This is a genomic window from Agarivorans sp. DSG3-1 (assembly GCF_046774965.1).
Taxonomy (GTDB): Bacteria; Pseudomonadota; Gammaproteobacteria; order Enterobacterales; family Celerinatantimonadaceae; genus Agarivorans.
On record NZ_CP177241.1, the window covers coordinates 3,016,340 to 3,035,592 of the forward strand.

18 protein-coding genes are annotated in these 19,253 nt (G+C 43.8%); 11 read left to right on the forward strand and 7 right to left on the reverse strand.

What is annotated here, in order from left to right; translation table 11 throughout:
• Window positions 1-161 precede the first annotated feature (161 nt).
• The gene (locus ACLD71_RS14060) at window positions 162-4,235 is read left to right on the forward strand and encodes an AsmA family protein (protein ID WP_411991071.1); all 4,074 of its coding nucleotides are present in this window, start codon (window positions 162-164) and stop codon (window positions 4,233-4,235) included.
• 118 nt (window positions 4,236-4,353) lie between these two features.
• Window positions 4,354-5,187: a substrate-binding periplasmic protein gene (locus ACLD71_RS14065; RefSeq protein ID WP_303515341.1), complete on the forward strand. Its 834-nt coding sequence runs from the start codon at window positions 4,354-4,356 to the stop codon at window positions 5,185-5,187.
• Window positions 5,188-5,238: 51 nt separating this feature from the next.
• On the opposite strand, the gene ACLD71_RS14070 is transcribed toward ACLD71_RS14065, so the two are convergent.
• Window positions 5,239-6,126, reverse strand: coding sequence for an AraC family transcriptional regulator (locus ACLD71_RS14070; protein ID WP_411991072.1), 888 nt, complete (start codon window positions 6,124-6,126; stop codon window positions 5,239-5,241).
• 106 nt (window positions 6,127-6,232) lie between these two features.
• Here ACLD71_RS14070 and ACLD71_RS14075 point away from each other — a divergent pair, with 106 nt between their 5' ends.
• The 4 genes from ACLD71_RS14075 to ACLD71_RS14090 all read left to right on the forward strand — a co-directional run bounded on the left by ACLD71_RS14075 (window position 6,233) and on the right by ACLD71_RS14090 (window position 9,529).
• Entirely contained in the window at window positions 6,233-7,426 is a 1,194-nt protein-coding gene (locus ACLD71_RS14075) for an MFS transporter (RefSeq protein WP_411991073.1), read from the forward strand.
• 51 nt (window positions 7,427-7,477) lie between these two features.
• Window positions 7,478-8,002 carry a phosphoribosyltransferase gene (locus tag ACLD71_RS14080; RefSeq protein ID WP_411991074.1) on the forward strand — a complete coding sequence of 175 codons (525 nt, stop codon included), beginning with the start codon at window positions 7,478-7,480 and terminating at the stop codon, window positions 8,000-8,002.
• A gap of 633 nt (window positions 8,003-8,635) precedes the next feature.
• A complete protein-coding gene (locus ACLD71_RS14085; RefSeq protein ID WP_137675152.1) occupies window positions 8,636-8,986 on the forward strand; it encodes a putative quinol monooxygenase in 351 nt (116 codons plus the stop codon).
• Between the two features lie 123 nt (window positions 8,987-9,109).
• Complete coding sequence (locus ACLD71_RS14090) at window positions 9,110-9,529, forward strand: hypothetical protein (protein ID WP_411991075.1); 420 nt, start codon at window positions 9,110-9,112, stop codon at window positions 9,527-9,529.
• Between the two features lie 373 nt (window positions 9,530-9,902).
• On the opposite strand, the gene ACLD71_RS14095 is transcribed toward ACLD71_RS14090, so the two are convergent.
• The gene (locus tag ACLD71_RS14095; protein WP_411991076.1) at window positions 9,903-10,166 is read right to left on the reverse strand and encodes a TetR/AcrR family transcriptional regulator; all 264 of its coding nucleotides are present in this window, start codon (window positions 10,164-10,166) and stop codon (window positions 9,903-9,905) included.
• 89 nt (window positions 10,167-10,255) lie between these two features.
• On the opposite strand from ACLD71_RS14095, the gene ACLD71_RS14100 reads away from it, so the two are divergent.
• On the forward strand, window positions 10,256-10,657 hold the full coding sequence (locus ACLD71_RS14100; RefSeq protein ID WP_411991077.1) for an MAPEG family protein: 402 nt from the start codon (window positions 10,256-10,258) through the stop codon (window positions 10,655-10,657).
• Window positions 10,658-10,741: 84 nt separating this feature from the next.
• Here the strand turns inward: ACLD71_RS14100 and ACLD71_RS14105 are convergent, their stop codons facing one another.
• Both ACLD71_RS14105 and ACLD71_RS14110 read right to left on the reverse strand, forming a co-directional pair.
• Entirely contained in the window at window positions 10,742-11,095 is a 354-nt protein-coding gene (locus tag ACLD71_RS14105; protein ID WP_303553577.1) for a HopJ type III effector protein, read from the reverse strand.
• A 78-nt stretch (window positions 11,096-11,173) separates the two neighbouring features.
• Entirely contained in the window at window positions 11,174-12,094 is a 921-nt protein-coding gene (locus tag ACLD71_RS14110) for a DMT family transporter (RefSeq protein WP_411991078.1), read from the reverse strand.
• Between the two features lie 110 nt (window positions 12,095-12,204).
• Between ACLD71_RS14110 and ACLD71_RS14115 the strand changes: the two genes are divergently transcribed.
• The 3 genes from ACLD71_RS14115 (at window position 12,205) to prfH (ending at window position 15,216) form a co-directional block, all read left to right on the forward strand.
• The gene (locus tag ACLD71_RS14115) at window positions 12,205-13,116 is read left to right on the forward strand and encodes a LysR family transcriptional regulator (protein WP_411991079.1); all 912 of its coding nucleotides are present in this window, start codon (window positions 12,205-12,207) and stop codon (window positions 13,114-13,116) included.
• A gap of 316 nt (window positions 13,117-13,432) precedes the next feature.
• Window positions 13,433-14,593, forward strand: a complete 1,161-nt coding sequence (locus ACLD71_RS14120; protein WP_411991080.1) for an RNA ligase RtcB family protein — start codon at window positions 13,433-13,435, stop codon at window positions 14,591-14,593.
• Window positions 14,590-15,216 (forward strand): peptide chain release factor H, encoded by a 627-nt coding sequence (gene prfH / locus ACLD71_RS14125; protein ID WP_411991081.1) that lies wholly within the window; start codon window positions 14,590-14,592, stop codon window positions 15,214-15,216. Before ACLD71_RS14120 ends, prfH begins: the two co-directional genes overlap by 4 nt.
• Window positions 15,217-15,286: 70 nt before the next feature.
• Here prfH and ACLD71_RS14130 read toward each other — a convergent pair whose 3' ends face one another.
• On the reverse strand, window positions 15,287-15,778 hold the full coding sequence (locus ACLD71_RS14130; protein ID WP_411991082.1) for a GNAT family N-acetyltransferase: 492 nt from the start codon (window positions 15,776-15,778) through the stop codon (window positions 15,287-15,289).
• A gap of 268 nt (window positions 15,779-16,046) precedes the next feature.
• Between ACLD71_RS14130 and ACLD71_RS14135 the strand changes: the two genes are divergently transcribed.
• Complete coding sequence (locus tag ACLD71_RS14135; RefSeq protein WP_137675159.1) at window positions 16,047-16,652, forward strand: nitroreductase family protein; 606 nt, start codon at window positions 16,047-16,049, stop codon at window positions 16,650-16,652.
• 68 nt (window positions 16,653-16,720) lie between these two features.
• Here the strand turns inward: ACLD71_RS14135 and ACLD71_RS14140 are convergent, their stop codons facing one another.
• Together ACLD71_RS14140 and guaD are read right to left on the reverse strand one after the other, a co-directional pair.
• On the reverse strand, window positions 16,721-17,947 hold the full coding sequence (locus ACLD71_RS14140; protein ID WP_411991083.1) for a urate hydroxylase PuuD: 1,227 nt from the start codon (window positions 17,945-17,947) through the stop codon (window positions 16,721-16,723).
• Window positions 17,928-19,253: a guanine deaminase gene (gene guaD / locus ACLD71_RS14145; RefSeq protein ID WP_411991084.1), complete on the reverse strand. Its 1,326-nt coding sequence runs from the start codon at window positions 19,251-19,253 to the stop codon at window positions 17,928-17,930. The genes ACLD71_RS14140 and guaD overlap by 20 nt, the downstream gene beginning before the upstream one ends.

Below are 19,253 nucleotides of genomic sequence, written 5' to 3' on the forward strand. Positions count from 1 at the left end.
TTGCCCGCTAATTGTCCTTTTTCGTTTCTTCACATTATCTTATTGCTAATCAAGCACTATAGTTTCTGTATCTGTTAAGAATATAACTTTCAAATTCAAGCCATTAGCCGCTCATACTAAGTGGTTTATATGTCCTGTTATTAGTGAAATTAGTGATGAAAATGACGCGTTGGTTAAAGCGAAGCCTTATTAGCTTTGCGGTTTTGTTGGGCATTTTGCTACTTCCCATTGTTTTGTTAGTGGTAGGCATAAAAGTAGAGATTGGCGATAGTCGCCAGTTCGTCACCAACTTACTGTCTGAGCAGTTGCAGCGTGATGTGCAAATAAGCGGCGAGATTAATTTGGAGCTGTCTTTTAGGCCGGCAATAAACGTAGAACAAATTGAAATAGCGAACTCCAGCGGCTTTAGCGAACCCTACTTTGCTCAAGTTCGTCAAGCCAGTATGCAAATAGATGTATTGCCGTTGCTTCGACGCCATCTGCAAATCGACCAAATTTTATTAGATGGTTTTTATCTCGAGCTAATACGAGCAGAAAGCGGGGAAAACAATTGGCAGTTTGCGGCCTCTAATACCTCTTCTCAAGCCACATCAGCAAAAAAAACTGGCAGTGAGCAAACTCAAGAGGGGCGTTTTTCGTGGCAAGGAATTAACTACAGCTTCGACATTAAAGAACAAATTCTGATTAGTGATGTCAGCATTAACTACCGTGACCAAGCTGCCGAAGCAGTACTTAACTGGCACCTAGAAGAATTAAAACTTACCTCTATTGATAGCGAAACGCTGGCCATGACTGCTTACGGCAGCATGTTAGATGAATCGTATTCTGTGGATTCAACATGGCAGTTAGAGCCCTTATTGCAAGGCCGCGCTGGCGATATTGCGTTAAACATGCAAGTTGCCGACGCCAAGTTAGGCCTTAGTGGCAAACTTGCCCCACAAAGCGACCAAAACAGCTATATGGAGCTGAGCGTAGATTGGCAAAACGCGCAATCTATTGGTCGTTTGTTGGGGGATGATCTAGCGCAACTTGCACCAATAAAGCTGGCCACTCGCTTTGATGGAAAGCCTGGTCAATATAGCTTATCCCCCATTAGTGCTCAGCTTGCTTCAAGCATTTTTAAGGGAGAGCTTGCCTTAAGTGGCCAAGAGCCCCTAGAGATTAACGGTAAGTTGAACATTGATAAAATTGATTTAGCGCCTTGGTTGGCAGAGCTACCAGATGAGACGGCTAGCAAGCCGTTAGCAGACAATGAATTACCGCAAGTTAACTCGGCCGAACCGCAAGCGCAATTGGCCGGCGCTCAAAACGCCGAGCCTGAAGAAGAAACCTTGCCGTTATTGCAGATTATTCGTTATTGGTTTAATCAAGCTAACGCAGATTTATCCTTAACCATTGGCAGCATAGAAGGGCTTCCACAAGAAATAGCAAATGTTAGCGTTGGCCTTAAGGTTGAGGGAGAAAGTTTAAAAGCACCCCTGAGGGCAGTGGTTGACGATATACGTTTCCGCGGCAATCTGAAAGCTAGCATTAAAGACGATAGTTTAAATACCTCTATGCGCTTAGTCGCGCAAAAGTCCCCATTAGATAAACTCGCCAGCCGTATTCCCATGCTTGCGGGCAGCACCGGTAATATTGGGCGTTCGGTACTGAGAATAAGTGCCAAAGGCACTACTGTGGCAGAGCTTTTTGCTAATAGTCACTTCAATTACAAAATTGAAGATAGCCAAATGCTATTGCCTGCTGGCACTGCCTTCAACATTAAACAAGCCAGTTTAACGGCGAGTGTCGATAGCGAAGTCAGCATTAATATCGACGGTATTTTATTAGATATTCCTGTTAAGGCCGAGCTTAAAACCAGTCCTTTAAGAGCCATGCTAAATCAACAAGCTTGGCGAGTGAACATGCAGCTAGATTCTCCGGCGATAGAGATGCAACTAAGTGGTGAGCTGCCTAGTGGAAAGTGGCAAGATGGAGCAAGTGTAGAGCTTAATGCCAGTGGTTCTCAGATTGGCTTGTTAGCGCCCTGGTTAGGGCTGGATAAACAAGCAAAAGGGGCGTTAAAACTGGCGTTGGATATGCAAATAGACCGTGGCGAATCACAGCTGCAGATTCGCCAGTTACAAATAGCCGATAGCCAAGGTTCTTTGGAGGCTTCATGGAACAAAGCCAAAACGGCGCAAGGTTTAGTCAGTATTAAATCAGATTGGCAGAAAATAGATGTTGGCCAACTAACGGCGTTACTCACCAACGTTGAACCCAAAAGTACCACCAAAACACCAGCCGAAACCGAGCCAAGCCTTACTCGCCAAGAGTTGAAAACGATTGATATTCGAGTGCCGATATTGCCTCAAGGCTTTGCCATTCATGATGCTGATTTGGCGATAAGCATTAACAAACTGTTATTGGGTGATCATCAATTAGAAAACGTGAGCTTTTCGGGTTTAGCACGTGATGGTTGGCTACAGAAAGCGCCATTTAGTGCCGAATTTGCTCAAAGTAAGTTCTCTGGTAATGCAGTATTAGACTTACGTTCATCACCATTAACGTTAGATTTTGCTGTTGCATCTAAGCAGCCAAATATCGGCCAATTGCTTAAACAATTTAATATTGCTGAACAAGCTGAGATTCGTTTAGACAAAGCTGAATTCAATTTAGCCTTAAGTGGCGATAACATTGCTCAACTACTGGCGAGTACCGAGTTAAGTGCAAAATTAAGCGGCGGATATTGGACATTGGTAGACCCAAACACCCAAGCCAGCGCACGCGTAGAGCTTAGCGAGGGCAGTGTAAGTGCCAGCCCTAACAAACCGCTGCAGCTAGCGCTAAATGGCCAGTTAAAGCAGTTGCCACTAGCACTGTCTATCCGCACCTTAAGTTTGGCAGAATTTACTCAAAAACCAGACGCTTTACCTATTGAATTAGACCTAGATTTGGCTGAAGTAGCCTTACACGCTAAGGCCAATTTACCTCGGCCCATTTCTTTGCAAAATCTTAGCTTAGCGGTAGACATAAGCAGCCCAAAGCTGAGTTTATTAGACAGTCTTCATGGTATTCAACTGCCGCCCTTCGGCCCAATTAAACTGGCTGGTGAGTTAGTGCTTAGCCCGCAAGGTTACGCCATTAACAAAATGCTTATGTCAGTGGCAGAGAGTGAGCTAAGTGGGGTTGCTAGCTTAGTCACCACTGGCGCCAAACCCATGTTAGACATTGCGATCAGTGCCAATAATATTCAGCTAGACGATTTTAAAACAGGCGGTTGGCAAGGCTGGGCAAATGATACAAGTTCTGAGTCACCGGCAAGGCCTGAGTCTGCCTTAAAAACATCAAACCAACAAGCCGCCACAAATCCAGAAACCGAAGAAAGTGTACAGGCTTTGTTGAGTCAGCAGGTGTTTGAACAGCTAAATGCCAAGTTTCGTTTAGACGTAGAGAAGGTGCAGTCGGGAGATGACTGGTTAGGCCAAGGTAAATTGTATTGGACCTTACAAGATGCGCGTTTTCAATTAGCACCTTTGTGGCTGGCCTTACCTGGAGGGGAAATCCACTTAAGTGGCGAACTTAGTACCCAAGGCGCGGGTTTTTACAGTGAGTTAACAGCCAAAGTTGAAAACTTTGATTACGGTTTGCTGGCGAGGCGAATTAAACCCGATACCGAGATGAACGGTGAGCTAAGTGTCCATTTAGATGTAAATAGCCGCTTTGAAACGCCACAGCAATGGCTAGAAAACATGAACGGGCAGGTGGGGTTTGGCGTGTGGCCGCAACAGTTTGAAGCAGGCATTATGGATTTATGGGCGGTGAGCTTAGCTAGCGCAGTAGTGCCAGAGTTAGACGATTCAGAAAAATCCGTCCTCAATTGCGTGGTGGCAGTTTTTGATAGTAAAGATGGCCAGTTAGCCCAAAACGTGTTGCTTGCGGATACCTCACGTATGCGAGTACTGGGTGAAACCCAAGTAGATTTCGACCAGCAACAGGTCAACATGATCCTGCGGCCACAAGCTAAACGGGCGCAAATATTTGGCTTATCTACGCCTGTTCAAGTGAGCGGTAGCTTTGAAGACTTTAAGATTGGCGTAGCTAGTGGCGGACTTATTGGCACTACTCTGCGATTTGTTACCAGCCCAGTGGTATCGCCATTACGCTGGATTGTAGAAGCGCCGTTAGAGGCCGATGGCAGCGAGCTGTGCAGGCAAGCTTGGCAGCAGGCTAAGCAGGTAAATGCTGCTGAGTAGCCATTGACGAGAGTGGATATCTTAATTTGTGCGTTGCCTCATAAGCCCAGTGCTATTGAGTTGCGAACTTAATGTTAGTGGCTAGGCTTATTACAGCGCTCACATAAAAAGGATCTCTATGCGATTGTTTGAAGGATTGAAACGCCCCGCATTAAGTATTGCTATTGCCGCTTGTTTATCTTTTCCGGCCCTTGCCGAACTCTCTATCTGTAACCGGCTTACGGTAACGGGCAATGCCGAATACCCACCTATATTGTGGCGCGACCAAAACAACCCTGGTCAGCTAACAGGCTTAGCCATAGAGCTGTTAGAACTAGCATTAATGGATACTGGTATTACAGTTGACGCTAAAGATCGTGGCGTATGGGCTCGCGCCTTACAAGAAGCAAAACATGGCGAAGTAGACATGTTAGCCGGCGCGTTTTTAACCGAAGAGCGGCAAACTTACATGGATTACATTGTGCCGCAGTTTAGTGATGTACCCAGTGTGGTTTGGACAAAAAAAGGTAAAGAGTTTGATTACCAAAAATGGGAAGACTTATTAGAGCTGCGAGGCGGTACGCTAATAAATAACAGCTTTGGCCAAGACTTTGACAGCTATTCCAAAAAGAATTTAGCCATTCTTACCAGCGCCACAGCTGAACGTTCGTTCGCTATGTTATTGGCAGAGCGTTTTGATTATGTGCTGTACGAGCTTTATCAAGGCTTAGCCATTTTGGAATCTGCGGGGCTAAAAGGCCAGGTGACTCCCTTAGAAAGCCCTATTTCAGTAGAAGGGCTCTATTTTACTTTTTCAAAAAAATCAGGCTGTAATAGCGAGGCCTTGCGCCGGCATTTAAGTGAGCGGGTAGCCCAGCTATCGGAGTTTGGTACCTTTGAACGTTTGTTTGATAAACACATGCAAGAGTGGCTTAAGCAGCAGCAACACCAAGGGGTTACCCCAGAAAACTAATTTAAGAATGGTTGGTTGTTTGTGAATAATGGCACAGTACAGTACTACTCGTTATTCACGACGAAACTGCTTAGGTGTTTTCCCATATGCCTGCTTAAAGCGTTTAGCAAAATAGGCGGGGCAATTAAAGCCTACATTATGCGCGACTTCAGTAATTGGGCGGCTAGATTCAATTAACTGGTTAGCTGCTTGTTGTAAGCGGTAGTGCAGCAAGTATTGATTAGGGCTGCTTTTTAACGCGCAGCTAAACAAACGATAACACTCACTTTCACTAATATTGGCGGCCTTGCTCATGGCGGCTGTAGATATACTGTCGCGATAATTCTGGTGAATAAACCCTAATAAAGCTTGAACTCTAGCTTGTTGAACCGACGATACCTGCGAACTCGCCAAAATGCTTGGCTGATTTTCGCAAAATAGCTGCCAAAACCTCATCAGGTGTAAGTTTACCGCCAGCTCATAAGTGGCGTTTTTCTGTTGGCTGGCAGCAAAGGCCCGCTCTAACTCTTTAATGGCGCGGCTTTGCCAAGGACTATTGGCAGAGAATTTATAATAGGGTAATTCACTATTGGTTATCACCGGGTACACATAGTGCTTATATATGCGGCTATTTTTAGCGCCGCCAATTAACTGTGGGGCTAATACAAAGTTTAAAATTCGGCAATCTTGCTCGCCAATTTGAGTCATTTTGTGCAAGGTGCCAGCATTCACAAACACCGCATCACCAACCGTTAATGGGGTACTTCCACCAACACACTCCAGCAGTGTGCTACCGGCAACAACTTGTACTAGTTCTATTTCATCGTGCCAGTGCCAAGGTACTTCACCACCAATAAACTCAGAAAATCTTTCGTCATAATATGCGCAGGGGAAATCATCGAAACCATGATGGGTTAACTCGCGGCCTTCGGCATCGGTTTGAATGTTGTAAATTTGCATCTCATAACGATTTGGGAGCTTTGTTATAGTTTAGGAGAGTATTTGGCTACTAAGCAATAGTTATTGGGAGTATCGTTTTTATAAAACCACTCCAGAGCCCTGTTTGATGTTGTTACTACTTGCCATAATCTATTTAGCCTTTATCAGTTTAGGCTTACCCGACTCATTATTGGGCTCGTCTTGGCCGATTATGAGTGGCGATCTCAACTCAAATCTCGAGTTTGCTGGGGTCATTGCCATTGTAGTGAGCGCAGGTACGGTGGTATCAAGCCTGTTATCTAGCCGAGTTACCCATCACTTTGGTACAGGCAAAGTGGTGGCGGTAAGTGTATTGATGACCGCCATAGCGCTTTATGGCTTTAGTTATGCTGATAATGTTTGGCTGCTAGTATTACTGGCAGTGCCGTTGGGCTTAGGTGCTGGCGCGGTAGATGCCGCTTTAAACAACTTTGTCGCGCTTAACTACAAAGCCAAACATATGAATTACCTACATTCTTTTTGGGGAGTAGGGGCCACCGCTGGGCCGCTTATTATGGCCATGTACTTAAGCCAACAACAGGGCTGGCGAGAGGGTTACACCACCATTTCTTACATTCAGTTTGCTTTGGTGGCCGTGCTTTTACTGGCACTCCCTTTATGGAAAAAAGCCGCCAGTGAAGCATTAAGAGCTGGTGGCGAGCCGCAAGCTTTAATCAGCAATAGTACCGCCTTAAAGATTAAAGGCGTGAAACTACAGCTACTCACTTTTTTCTGTTATTGCTCTTTAGAGGCGGGTACGGGTTTGTGGGCAGCCAGTTACCTAATTACCGAAAAGGGCGTGAGTGCATCGGTTGCCGCATTTTGGACCGCTATGTACTTTTTAGGTATTACTCTTGGGCGTTTTTTCTGTGGTTTTATTGCCGAGCGTGTAGCAGAAGATAAACTGATTAGAGTGGGCGTAATCACTATTTTTGTGGGTGTGGTCTTGTTGCTTGCTCCTATCTCACCTTTGGTTTCAAAATTGGGGCTAATTTTGATTGGCCTAGGCTGCGCGCCTATTTACCCCAATACTATTCACCTCACGCCAGTGCGTTTTGGAAAACAAGCTTCACAGGCCATTATTGGTTTGTCTATGGCCTGTGCTTATGTGGGGACTACTTTAATGCCACCATTGATTGGTGTGATTGCTGGTTCAATATCGTTTATCGCGCTGCCAATAGCCTTGTCTATCTTTAGTGGCGTTATGTTGTTTAGCACCGAACGGCTAAAGCAGTGGCCGCAAACTAATCTACTTCAGCATGCCGAAGTGCCAGCAAAGTAAGCTCAAAAAAAATCGAATAGTAACGACAAATAACAGTGAAAAGGTAGTGATATGAGCAATAAACACATTGGTGAGCTAGTGTTAAGCCAGCGCCAAATCCAGCAGGGCGTAAGCAAAGTAGCAGAGCAACTTAATCAAAAATACCATGGCGAGAGTGCAGTTATTATTAGTGTAGTACCGGGTGGCATATTGTTTACTGCAGATCTCGTGCGAGAATTAAGCTTTGATATTGGTATGGATACCATCTCTTGCCCGCATACGCCGGGCGACAGCAATAACAACTCTACCATTGTATTCCATCAAAATATCACGCTTGAGAACCAGCATGTGATTGTGGTTGATGACGCCATCGAGTCGGGCGGCACCATGAAGCGCTTGGTGACTTATTTAAGTGAGTCTTATGCGCTCAAATCCATCAGTATCGCCACCCTGTTTGTAAAGCCGGGGCGAGTGGATATTTCTGTACCTCAGCACTACGCCTATGAAATGCCAAACAACGACATGTTAATCGGCTACGGACTACCGTGGAATAACCTCCTCCGCAATATTCCCTACCTTTCGAAGCTGGTTAAATAGGCCGTATTTTAGCCACTTTATAAGGCATTCGACCAAGGGGCATAATTGGTGCGTGACGAGATCAATACCTCGCACTTTGGCACTTGAGTTGAATATTTTTTGACTTTAAAGTCAGTAGAATATGATTACTTGTTCTTTAGCGAATCGTTATCAATAGGAGTGACCTAGTGACAAGGATGGTCAAGAGTTTTTATTTTCGGGTAATGATCCTTATCGTACTGTGTACCGCTAATGCGTTGTTCGGTGATGAAGGCTCATTTCAAAGTAGTCTAGAAACAGTATCTATCACATATTGGGTCGCCATTGGCTATTTAGCTTACTTTGGGCTGTATGTGTTAACTCTTAAGTGCAATGATTGTGGAGAACCTGTTATTTACAAATCAGTAAATCCCTCTGGTTGGCAGTTGCCCACTAACTGTTGTAGTGAATGTGGCAAAGGTTTTGACTGAGAATAAAATAGGTCTGAATTTGTCTAATCAAACCACTCTGGCTTAAGGCTGTGTACTAAGCCTTCTATAGCAAAGCTTGGCTTGACCGATCTAAAGTATCCTCACTATTTAAGCTCGTTTTACTCTGTTAGTTTCTTCTACAATTATTTACTATTTCCCTAAACCTTAAAAGAAAGAGAATTTTATGACAAGCCGTGTATATGTATTAGCTCAGTTCAAACCAAAAGCAGGAAAGGAAGCTGAGTTATTTGAGGTGCTTAAAGCACTTGAGCCAGATTCTTATCGCGAGAAAGGCTGTATTCAGTACATGCTAACGCGACAAATTGACCATCCAAGCGCTACTAGAAACGAGTACCCAATTGTATTTAACGAAGTTTGGGATAGCCCGGAATCTTGGGCTGCGCATGGTCGTAGAAAACAAGTACAACACTTTTTCGAAACGCAGGTTCAGGCAGAAACTGGCTTAGTGGAAGATGCAATGGTTACCGCCTATTCCGATGAAGGCTATAACTATGATGCGCCTATTTACGAGTAATAACGAGTATAAGTAATAGTAGATGACCACAGTCATGCCCAGTTTAACCTAGGGCTTGGTGTTGCTATATCATGCTCTATTGGGTAATGGAGTTATCTTCATCATATTGAACGAGGAAAGGGATTGAAATTCGGACATATAGGGATGTTTTTAGGGGCCATTGCTTTTCTCGCTGCATTAGCGAGCTTTTGGGCTGGCCCTTTTTCGCCTCAACCAACCATTGAAACACTTGTTGCGGAAAAAGCGGTGTCGATTAGAACTGCGGCGTTAAATGCTTTATCTGGAAAACAAGTGGTAAGTGAAACACATAGAGCTGATTGGAGTACAGATAAAGTCATAGACGTCACAATTTCATTATTAGGTGGCCTAGCAACTATACTTGCAGTTGTTTCTTTTACTCAAAAAGAGCCTCCACGTATTGCAGCAGGTGCTGCAGTTATGGGGGGAAGCGCTATCACTTTCCAATTTGTCGCTATGTATGTAATTGCTCTACTGGTGGTTCTTTTAATTTTAGGTGCGCTAAACAGTATCGTAACGGTTTAAATCCGTTCAAAGTATGCTTGTCGTGGCTAGCTTATTACTAGGTTTAGTTCACGGCTTATATTCCACCTATTATCTTTCGCGCCTGCTGCCTACACGAAGTGAGAATTTCATACACTACCTTCTGGTCATCTATAGTTCTTGAAATAGCCACTGCACCAATGATCATTGATGTTAATGACAAAATATCAGCCTTGTTACTAGGTGAATTGAGTCCAGCATAATCCATAATAATTGCATTGAAGTTTTGGTAGGTGTTGGCATTGGCATAAGTTTCTTTGGTTGAACTATCTCTAGAAACTATATCTGTAGCTAAGAATGCAAGAGGGCAAGGTTTCTCCCCCCGCACATGCTCAATACTTAAGTAGCCGTCTAATTAGTAGCTTAGCCACTCTTTGGTAGATGTGTTTTTCGGCTTATTTTGTGTTAGTTGACTACTGGCCGCAGAAAACGTTAACGCTTCTTTATATAGCTCTGATTTACTTTTGAAATGTGCGTAAAAAGCGCCTCTTGTGAATGAGCAGTGTTCCATTACTTCGTTTACCGTTACTGCATCAAACCCTTTATTGGAAAACAGCGCCTTAGCACCAATAAGTATCCGAACTCTCGTTTTTTCTTTATGTGCTTTTGAAAAAGGCATGTTACCGCTTAAATCATTTTTATATGATCTTTATCATATAAAGGTACCCAGTAGAATCAAGCCTTGTTTAACTACTTAATGAGTTACACATGGTTTACGCCATTTTTGTTCTTTTTCTGCTGACTGGACTAGTGGGATTGATTAGCGTCAAAACACGGGCATTAAGTGTTAAAAATGGATTAGTATCAGCCGACTATTTTAAGCTGATGCAAGCACAAGATGTACCAGTAGAGATGATAAAAACGACGCGTTGCTTCAATAACTTGTTTGAAGTTCCTGTTCTTTTTTATGCGGTATGTTCAATTTACATTGGGCTAGGTATTGACAGTATTATAGGGCTTTTAGCGGCTTGGACATTTGTTATTGCTAGGTGTGCTCAAGCTTACATACACATCACGTATAATAAGGTAAAACATAGGCGGTTAGCCTTTGCGACATCTGTACTATGTGTAGCGACTCTTTGGTGTGATTTACTTATATTTGAAATGTAATAACGAATGCTCAAATAAGCGATACGTATGCAGTATAAGATTATAGATTTGTTTAAAAGCCGCTAACGCGGCTTTTTTTGGTGTTTATACTTTTTTACTTAAGGCTGGCTGAGAGAATGAAATCCCGTCCCACCCATTTTTTATAAACTGACGAATGTTTTGATGATCTTCACCTTGAGGGGTATCCAGTACATCCTGATAGTACTGGCCAAATAAGGCGAGAGTTTGTTGTTTACTTAAGGCTTGTAGCTGGGCAAAAGCAAACACTTTACATGAACCTGAGTTTTCTCCAGCGGCATTATTTTGTTCACCGTTGCTAAACGCGCACGGGGTAAAACTGTAGTTAGCCTCAATAATAGCCATGCTATCTTCAAAGCGAATTTGGTCTGGATCTTGGGTGAGGATTTCTATGAAACTTGTGGTATCAGCTTGTGCCATAGTGTACTTCCTGTAGCGTTTGCAAAAACTACGCACACCTTATTGGAGAAGCACAGCCTTGGTCAACAAAAATAGCGCTTATCTAGGCTCGTTTTGGATTAATAACATTGCTATCAAAATGAACGCTGCACCTGGTAAGGTTTGCCAATCTAGTTGTTCTATACCCATTAAAACGGTGAGTAAAATAACAAATAGTGGGGTTAAATAGCTGTAAGCTGCCACCTTAGTTGGCCCCAGTTTCAAGGTGCCAATTTGTAATAAGAAGAAGGTAATAAGAGTGGTAAATAAGGCTAGGTAACTAATGCCCGCATATACCCTAAATGTAACACTGCTCCAATCTATTTGGCTAAAGCTGGGGAACGCTAATACCAATAACCAAACGGCACCAAACAAGATAACCCAAAAGGTCATTAGCTCTTGGTGCTCGCCACGATAGCATTTTTTCATTAAGGGGTTATAAACACTTAAGCTTAAGCAACCCACCAAAAACAACAGGTCGCCACTGTTCAGCTGTAAGTTAACCAGAGCGCTAATTTGGCCGCGAAATACAATCCATAAAGCGCCTACGGTACCTATTAATAAGCCCAGTTGGCGACGCTTACTTATTGCTTGGTGATTGATTAAGTAACTAGCGAGCGCTGTCATTGCTGGCAAGGTGGTATAAAGTGCGCCAGTGTTAATGGCGCTGGTATGACGCAACGCTTCGAACATACACCAAAAAAATATCACCAAGGGAATGCTAAGTAAGGCATAGCCGAACAAGGCGCGCAGTGGCGGTAGTGCCCAGCCGTTTTTCGCTATTACATAAGGGGCGAACAATAGGGCGGCCATTAAAAAACGCAGAAACATCATCACCACTGGTGGAAGGGCATAAGTAATAGCTGAGCCCACGGGAAACGAGCTAGCCACCAATGCCACCATGATGAGCATTAAGCCGTGGGTGCCTTTGTTGGTGTTTATTAATGAGTTTGCTGGCGCTAAGTGCTGGCTGTTGATCATTGTGAATATCTCATTTAAGGAAGCAGCGCCAGTTTAATCGTAATCGTATTGACTGATAATTCCCTAAATTTGATAATAACTGTTGAGTTTAAGTTGACAGTGGTGAAGCTATGGATGGGTTTTCGGCAATTCCTGTGTTTGTTGCAGTGGTAGAAAGCGGCGGCTTTTCGCCTGCGGCGCGCAGTTTGGGTATTTCTAAATCGGCGGTAAGCAAGCGGGTAAACCAGTTAGAACAACACCTTGGCGTAAAGTTGCTACATCGAACGACCCGTAAACTCAGTTTAACCGAGGCGGGAAAACACTATTTTGAGCATGCTGCTAAAGCGCATAATGCCGCTAAAGATGCCGAAGACGCAGTGGCGCAATTACAAGGGGAGCCGCAAGGCTTGCTGCGTATAAACACGCCTATGTCTTTTGGTCGTTTGCATATTGCCCCGCTAATCGCCGAGTTTTTAACGCGTTATCCCAAAATCAGCATTGATATGATGATGGACGACAAGGTCAATGATTTAGTTGCCGAGGGTTTTGATCTTGCTATTCGCGCTGGCGACTTGCCCGATTCATCGCTTATTGTACGCAAATTAGCACCGCTAAATAGTGTATTGTGCGCCTCGCCAGCCTACCTAAAATTACATGGCACCCCCACGCAAATAGAGCAGTTAAGCCAGCATAACTGCTTACAGTTTAGTTATTCGCAAGATGTGAAAGAATGGACGTTTATGCGTGACGGACAGTCACAATCAATAGAGGTAAAAGGCAATTATCGAGTTAATAACAGTGAAGCCTTGCGTGATGCCATGCTGCAGGGATTAGGCATTGGCCGTTTGCCTACCTTTGTTGCTGGGCCAGATATTAAAGCCGGCCGTTTAGTGACATTGTTAGATGAATTTAAAATGCCTAACAAAACCATTCATGCGGTATTTGCCGAACGCCAATATTTACCAGCAAAGGTGAGGGCGTTTATAGATTTTGCTGTAGAGTACTTAGCGGTAGATCAGCCTTATTGGGAGCTTGGTAGTTAGTTGTATAAATATTGGTGAAGGAATTACCACCCTGTGATTATATTTGGTTTATTATCAATTATTCATTGATTTACAAAATATCTTTGCCTAATATCGTCACTCAATTATTTACTACATTATCTGTAAAGGAGAAACAATATGACTACATTAATCCCAACCTTTGCAGGTCTTGCTCGGTAAAAAAATCTTAGTTTGGTGCTTATATAATTGGGTTTCCAATACATTTAGATTCAATAATCCTTCGCTTTATTTCCTTCTTGTAAAGACCTGCCAATTCGTTTTTCGTTTTAAATCCTGATTAAAGGGAATTGGTATTATGGGCAAATCCGTCCAAAAAATAACAAATAAAGTTAGCCTTATAGCGTCCAAAGAAACTTGGATAGAAGGGCTGGCAATACAGCAACTCAAAAAAACTTCAGATCTACCGAGTATGAACCTTGTAGCTGGTATGCCTGATCTACACCCTGGAAGGGGTTACCCAATTGGTGCAGCTTTTCACACCAAAGAGCGGGTATATCCTGCGCTAGTAGGTAATGACATTGGCTGCGGTATGGCACTTTGGCAAACATCAATAAAACAAGCAAAGTTAAACTTAAATAAGTTAGAAAAAAAGCTTAAAGATATTGAAGAGCCTTTAGATGAAACTTGGTTATCGATCATTGATAAGCGCAAACATGATAAAAATATTGTTAATGCTGATTTTGACTACGCGCTTGGAACCATTGGTGGTGGTAACCACTTTGCTGAATTTCAGGCCATTGATGAAGTTTATTCTCAGCTGGGGCTTGATGAGCTTGGAATAGATAACAAACAACTCTTGTTGTTGGTTCATTCTGGATCGCGAGGCTTGGGCCAATCTATTTTACTTGAACATGTAACGCAGTTTAATCACAACGGGCTGTTGAATGGTAGCGCAGCATTTTTAAAGTACATTGATAAACACGATGAAGCTGTTCGTTGGGCAGAACTTAATCGAGAGCTTATTGCATTACGTTTCTTAGATGCTGTTGGTTGCTCAGGAACACCGTCGCTTGATGTTAACCACAATCTAGTAATGTCGAAGACAATTGGTAATCAACAAGGTTGGTTACATAGAAAAGGGGCCACTCCAAGTGACCAAGGTTATGTTGTCATCCCTGGTTCTCGCGGAGATTACACTTACCTAGTAAAGCCAAGAGCAGACAACACTCAAACAACCAATTTATTTTCTCTTGCGCATGGTGCCGGAAGAAAGTGGAAACGAGGAGAATGCCAAGGACGCTTAAGTCATAAATATAAGCGCGAAGACATGATTAAAACTGCGTTAGGCAGCAGAGTGATTTGTGGAAACAAAGAGCTTTTATATGATGAAGCACCACAAGCTTACAAAAGCTGTGAAAGTGTCATTAGCGATATGCTAGACGCCGGTTTAATCGAGTTGGGTGCAAAGCTTCGCCCTATGTTGACGTTTAAAACTAATGGGAGTTGTTCTGGATGATTTTATTACAACTCTCTGCGGGGCAGGGACCACTAGAATGTTGTAAGGCGCTTGGTTTAGCTTTAAAGGTAATTGAAAAGCAATGCAAAAAGAAATCTATACACCTAGAGCTGGTCGAAGTAGCCGAAACGAGTGAAATAGATTGCTTTAAATCGATACTGTTAAAGTTAGAAGCTGAAAACCCGAAAGATGCTTTGCAATATGCAGAATCATGGCAAGGGCCTTTGTTATGGGTTTGCCGTAGTACATTTAGGCTAAAGCATAAACGAAGAAATTGGTATTTTAGCGGACGTTGTTACGAAATTAATGAAGCTAAATATAGTGCTGAATTAAGCTTTCAAACATGTCGCGCTTCAGGGGCCGGAGGCCAACATGTAAATACCACAGACTCAGCGGTGCGAGCCATTCATATCGCTTCAGGCTTGTCTGTAAGGGTTGAAAGTGAACGTAGCCAGCATGCAAATAAACGGATGGCTCGAACCTTACTGATACAAAAACTGGAAATGAATGAACAGGAGAGCATTAGTAAGCAAGAAAAATTGCGTTGGCAGCATCACTGGCAGGTCGAGCGCGGCAATCCTATTAGAACATTTACGGGGGAAAAATTTAGGCTATTGACGTAGATAGATGAAAGTCGATCTTGTTGCTGTGCTCGCGCGCAGCAACAAGGCTTTGCATGTTTTTAACCAAGCTTTAAGTCGCTCGCCACTTAGGGTTAAGAATGGCCCAGCGTTCGTGGTCTTTCCAGCCTTTACCGCCAATGTTTAAGTAGCTTTTAGATAAGCCTTCTTTCACAAACCCTGCTTTAGCCACCAAGGATATCGAGGCTTTGTTACCGGGCTGAATATTGGCTTCTAAGCGGTGTAAATTTAACCCTTCAAAGGCGTAGTTTAGTAATAGGCGAATACCTGCTTTCATATAGCCATTGGCCTGGTGAGGGTGGAACACTTCGTAGCTAAGATAAGCCGACTGAAAATGCCCCCGAATGACTGCCGAGATATTAAAAGTACCAACGATTTCGCCGGTTTCAGCTAAACACACTAATTGGCGGTGTTCCTCTTCCAAATACGCGCGTACGTTTTTAGGCGGGTAGCTCCAAGGGCGATGAAAAATCTCGCTGTTTTGGTAACACTCGCTGAGTTCCTCTAAATCAGCGCGCTCTGGCTGTCTTAAATATACGTTCAATGTTCTTGCCTTTTTTACACCTAGCTTGTTGAAAAAACGATGAAAGCTTCATTATCTTAGCTGATGTTTAGGGTTTAAACATTATTGATACATCTCTTTTTTGAAGAAATAAGCGTGCAGTCTATTTATTGATAAGTGCATAGTAAAGACAGGTAAACTGTATACTTAAACTCAACAGTATCTTTACTATTTTCCGTATTATCACCAAATATGAAACAGATTAAGCTAAACAGGAATTGATTAACCTTCTTTAGCTTATGGAGCCACCATGGAACTGTTTACTGCCATACAACAACGCCGCGCCGTTAAACACTTTGATACAAATGCAGCAATGGAGCCGCAACACTTCACCCAAATGATGGAGGCGGTGCTATTGTCTCCTACCTCTTATAATATTCAGCATTGGCGCTTTGTTCGAATTACCGATGTCGGTATGCGAGAGCAAGTTAAGCAAGCTGCTTGGGGGCAAGCGCAGGTGAGTGAGGCGGCTGAGCTGATTATACTGTGTGCCGATACTCAAGCTTGGGCGAATAGCCCAGAGCGTTATTGGTCGGCTGTTGATGCTAAAACCCAAAGCTTGCTGGTGGGAATGTTAGGTAACTTTTACCAAGGTAAAGCAGAGCTGCAACGTGATGAAGCGATGCGCTCTTGCGGCATGGCAGCACAAACGTTGATGCTAGCGGCGAAGGGTTTGGGTTACGACAGTTGCCCAATGATTGGCTTTGATGCTGAGCAACTGGCCGAGCTGATAAAGCTTCCATCAGACCATGTCATCGGCATGATTATCGCGGTAGGAAAAGCCGCAAAACCTGCCGGTATTCGTGGAGGTCAATTAGCCATGAGTGAAGTGCTTAAGCAAAATAGTTTTGCTTAGCGAGATGAGTTACAGCTAAAACGCATTGCCAGCGTAAGCTAGTAATGCGTTTAATGTTTTAGCGTTTTTTACGGTTGGGCTAACAGTTGCTGTAGGCTTTGCCGCTCACTCTCGGTGATTTGGGTTTTGTTTAAAAACGGCATGTCTTTGGTGACTACTGAACGCTCAATGATTCGAGCACGCCAACGCTCTATATCCTGCCAAGTATCGAGATTCACCCCGCCAGGTGCGGCGCTAAAGGTGTCGTCGGTAGGCATACGACTATGGCAAGTGGTACAGCGCTGTTGAACAATACTCATTACTTGGCGCTGTTGCTCGCTCATCGAGCTTTCACCTTCAACACTGCTCTCGGTGCTAGCACTAGCTAGAGCCTGAGCATTTGATTTAGCCTGACTCCAGCTTAAAAACACCGCCAGTAACAGTAAACCTGCAGCGCCGCTGACAATAATGGCGGGTTTGTGAATACCTTGATGTTTTAAGTTAAAGAAGTGGCGAATCCAAGCGCTTAAACCAATTAAGGTACACAGTATTAACCAGCTGTGGCTATGTTGGTAAATCATTGGGTAATGATTGCTAATCATCAAAAAAATCACCGGCAGGGTGAGGTAGTTATTGTGCACCGAGCGGCGTTTAGCTTCTAGACCTGGTGCGGGGTCTACGGTTTCGCCTGCGCTAACTTGTGCCACCATTTGCTTTTGGCCTGGAATAATTTTAATCCAAACGTTGGCCACCATAATGGTGCCAATTAACGCGCCCATATGAATAAATGCCCCGCGGCCGCTAAATACTTGAGTGAAGCCATAACAAAATAGCGCGCCAATTATTACCAAGCTCAAGCTAAGTAGCAGAGGTTTGTTGGCAATGGGTGAACGTAATAGCCCTTCGTATAGGGCAAAACCTAAAGTAATACCGCCCACTCCTAAGGCAATGGCTTGAGTGGTGCCTAATGCCATTATTTGTGGGTCGATTAAGTAGGCGTCGGCACGTAAATAATAAATCCAAAACAGCAGCAAGGTGCCACTTATCCAAGTGCTATAGGCTTCCCATTTAAACCAATGCAGTTTCTTGGGCATTTTCTCTGGGCCGACTTGGTATTTGGCGACTTCGTAAAAGCCTCCGCCATGCACAGCCCATAAGTCGCCTTTAATGCCTTTTCGTTTTTTCCAATTTGGCGGTGTCTTTAGGTTGTTGTCTAACCAAACAAAATAAAAGCTCGCACCTATCCAGGCGATGCCTGCAATAACATGAAACCATTTAATAAATAGTGCTAACCATTCATACAGCTGTGGCCACATAGTGTTGTCCTTTTTTATAAACTTGCTTACCTGCTACATAGGTGGCGTTAATCACGCGGTCGTCACCTAAGGTGTTAATGGCAAATAACTGTTCACGTAAATCTCGCGCTTTATTTAAGCGCTGGCTAAGCATTGGTGTGGGCTGCATATCAAGTTCAACAAAGTCTGCTTCGCTGCCCACATTTAAATTGCCTATTTGGGTGTCTATGCCCATGGCAACGGCTGCGCCTTGAGTACACAAATACAAGGAATCGAATGGGCTTAGGCTGGTTTGTTGTAACTGACATACCTTGTAGGCATCGGCTTGATTAGCAAACATGCTAAGGCTAGTACCGCCGCCAACATCGCTGGCGAGGGCGACCGAAACCCCGTTGGCTTGGGCACGCTGGTAGTTAAATAATCCGCTGCCTAAAAACAGGTTTGATGAAGGGCAGAAATTGATGGTAGCACCAGATGCGGCTAAGGCAATGTATTCCCTGTCGGTGAGGTGGATACCATGACCAAATAGTGATTTTTCTCTAACTAAATCATGAGCTTCGTATACTGCTAAGTAGTCGGAATAATCAGGGAATAGCTCATTAATCCATTGCACTTCGTTAGGGTTTTCAGACAAGTGAGTTTGAATAAATGTGTCAGGATGTTCCTTGGCTAATTGGCCAGCCTTAGCCAGTTGAGCTTCACTAGAAGTGGGCGCAAATCGTGGAGTAATGGCGTACAACTGACGACCATTTTTATGCCATTGCTCAATCAATTGTTTACTCTCGTAATAGCCATTATCTGGAGTGTCTTGCAGCGCGGCGGGGCAGTTTCTGTCCATTAATACTTTGCCGCATATCATGCGCGCGTTATGGCTTTGGGCGGCTTCAAAAAAGCTAGTGACGGATTGCGGATGAACTGTGGCATACACGCTGGCAGTGGTGGTGCCGTGGGCAAATAGTTGCTGTAGAAAGAAATCTGCTTGGCCGCGGGCATAAGCAGCTTCAATAAACTGTTGTTCTGCAGGGAAGGTGTAGGTATTTAGCCAATCTAATAGTTGCTTGCCAAAACTGGCAATCACTTCAACTTGGGGATAATGCACATGGCTATCAATTAAGCCCGGAATGATTAAACCTTGATGTTTAACAATGGGTAATTGCGCTAGCGGCGTAGTCTCTGCCTGAAGGAAGTCTTTAGCGTCACCAAGGTGAGCAATAAGACCGTGCTTAACCACTAATACGCCATCTTCCCAGTATTGATAATGCTCACTGGGATTTAGGCTGGCTTTAGGAAAATGCAATATGCTGCCGCGATGAATCTGTCGCGTCAT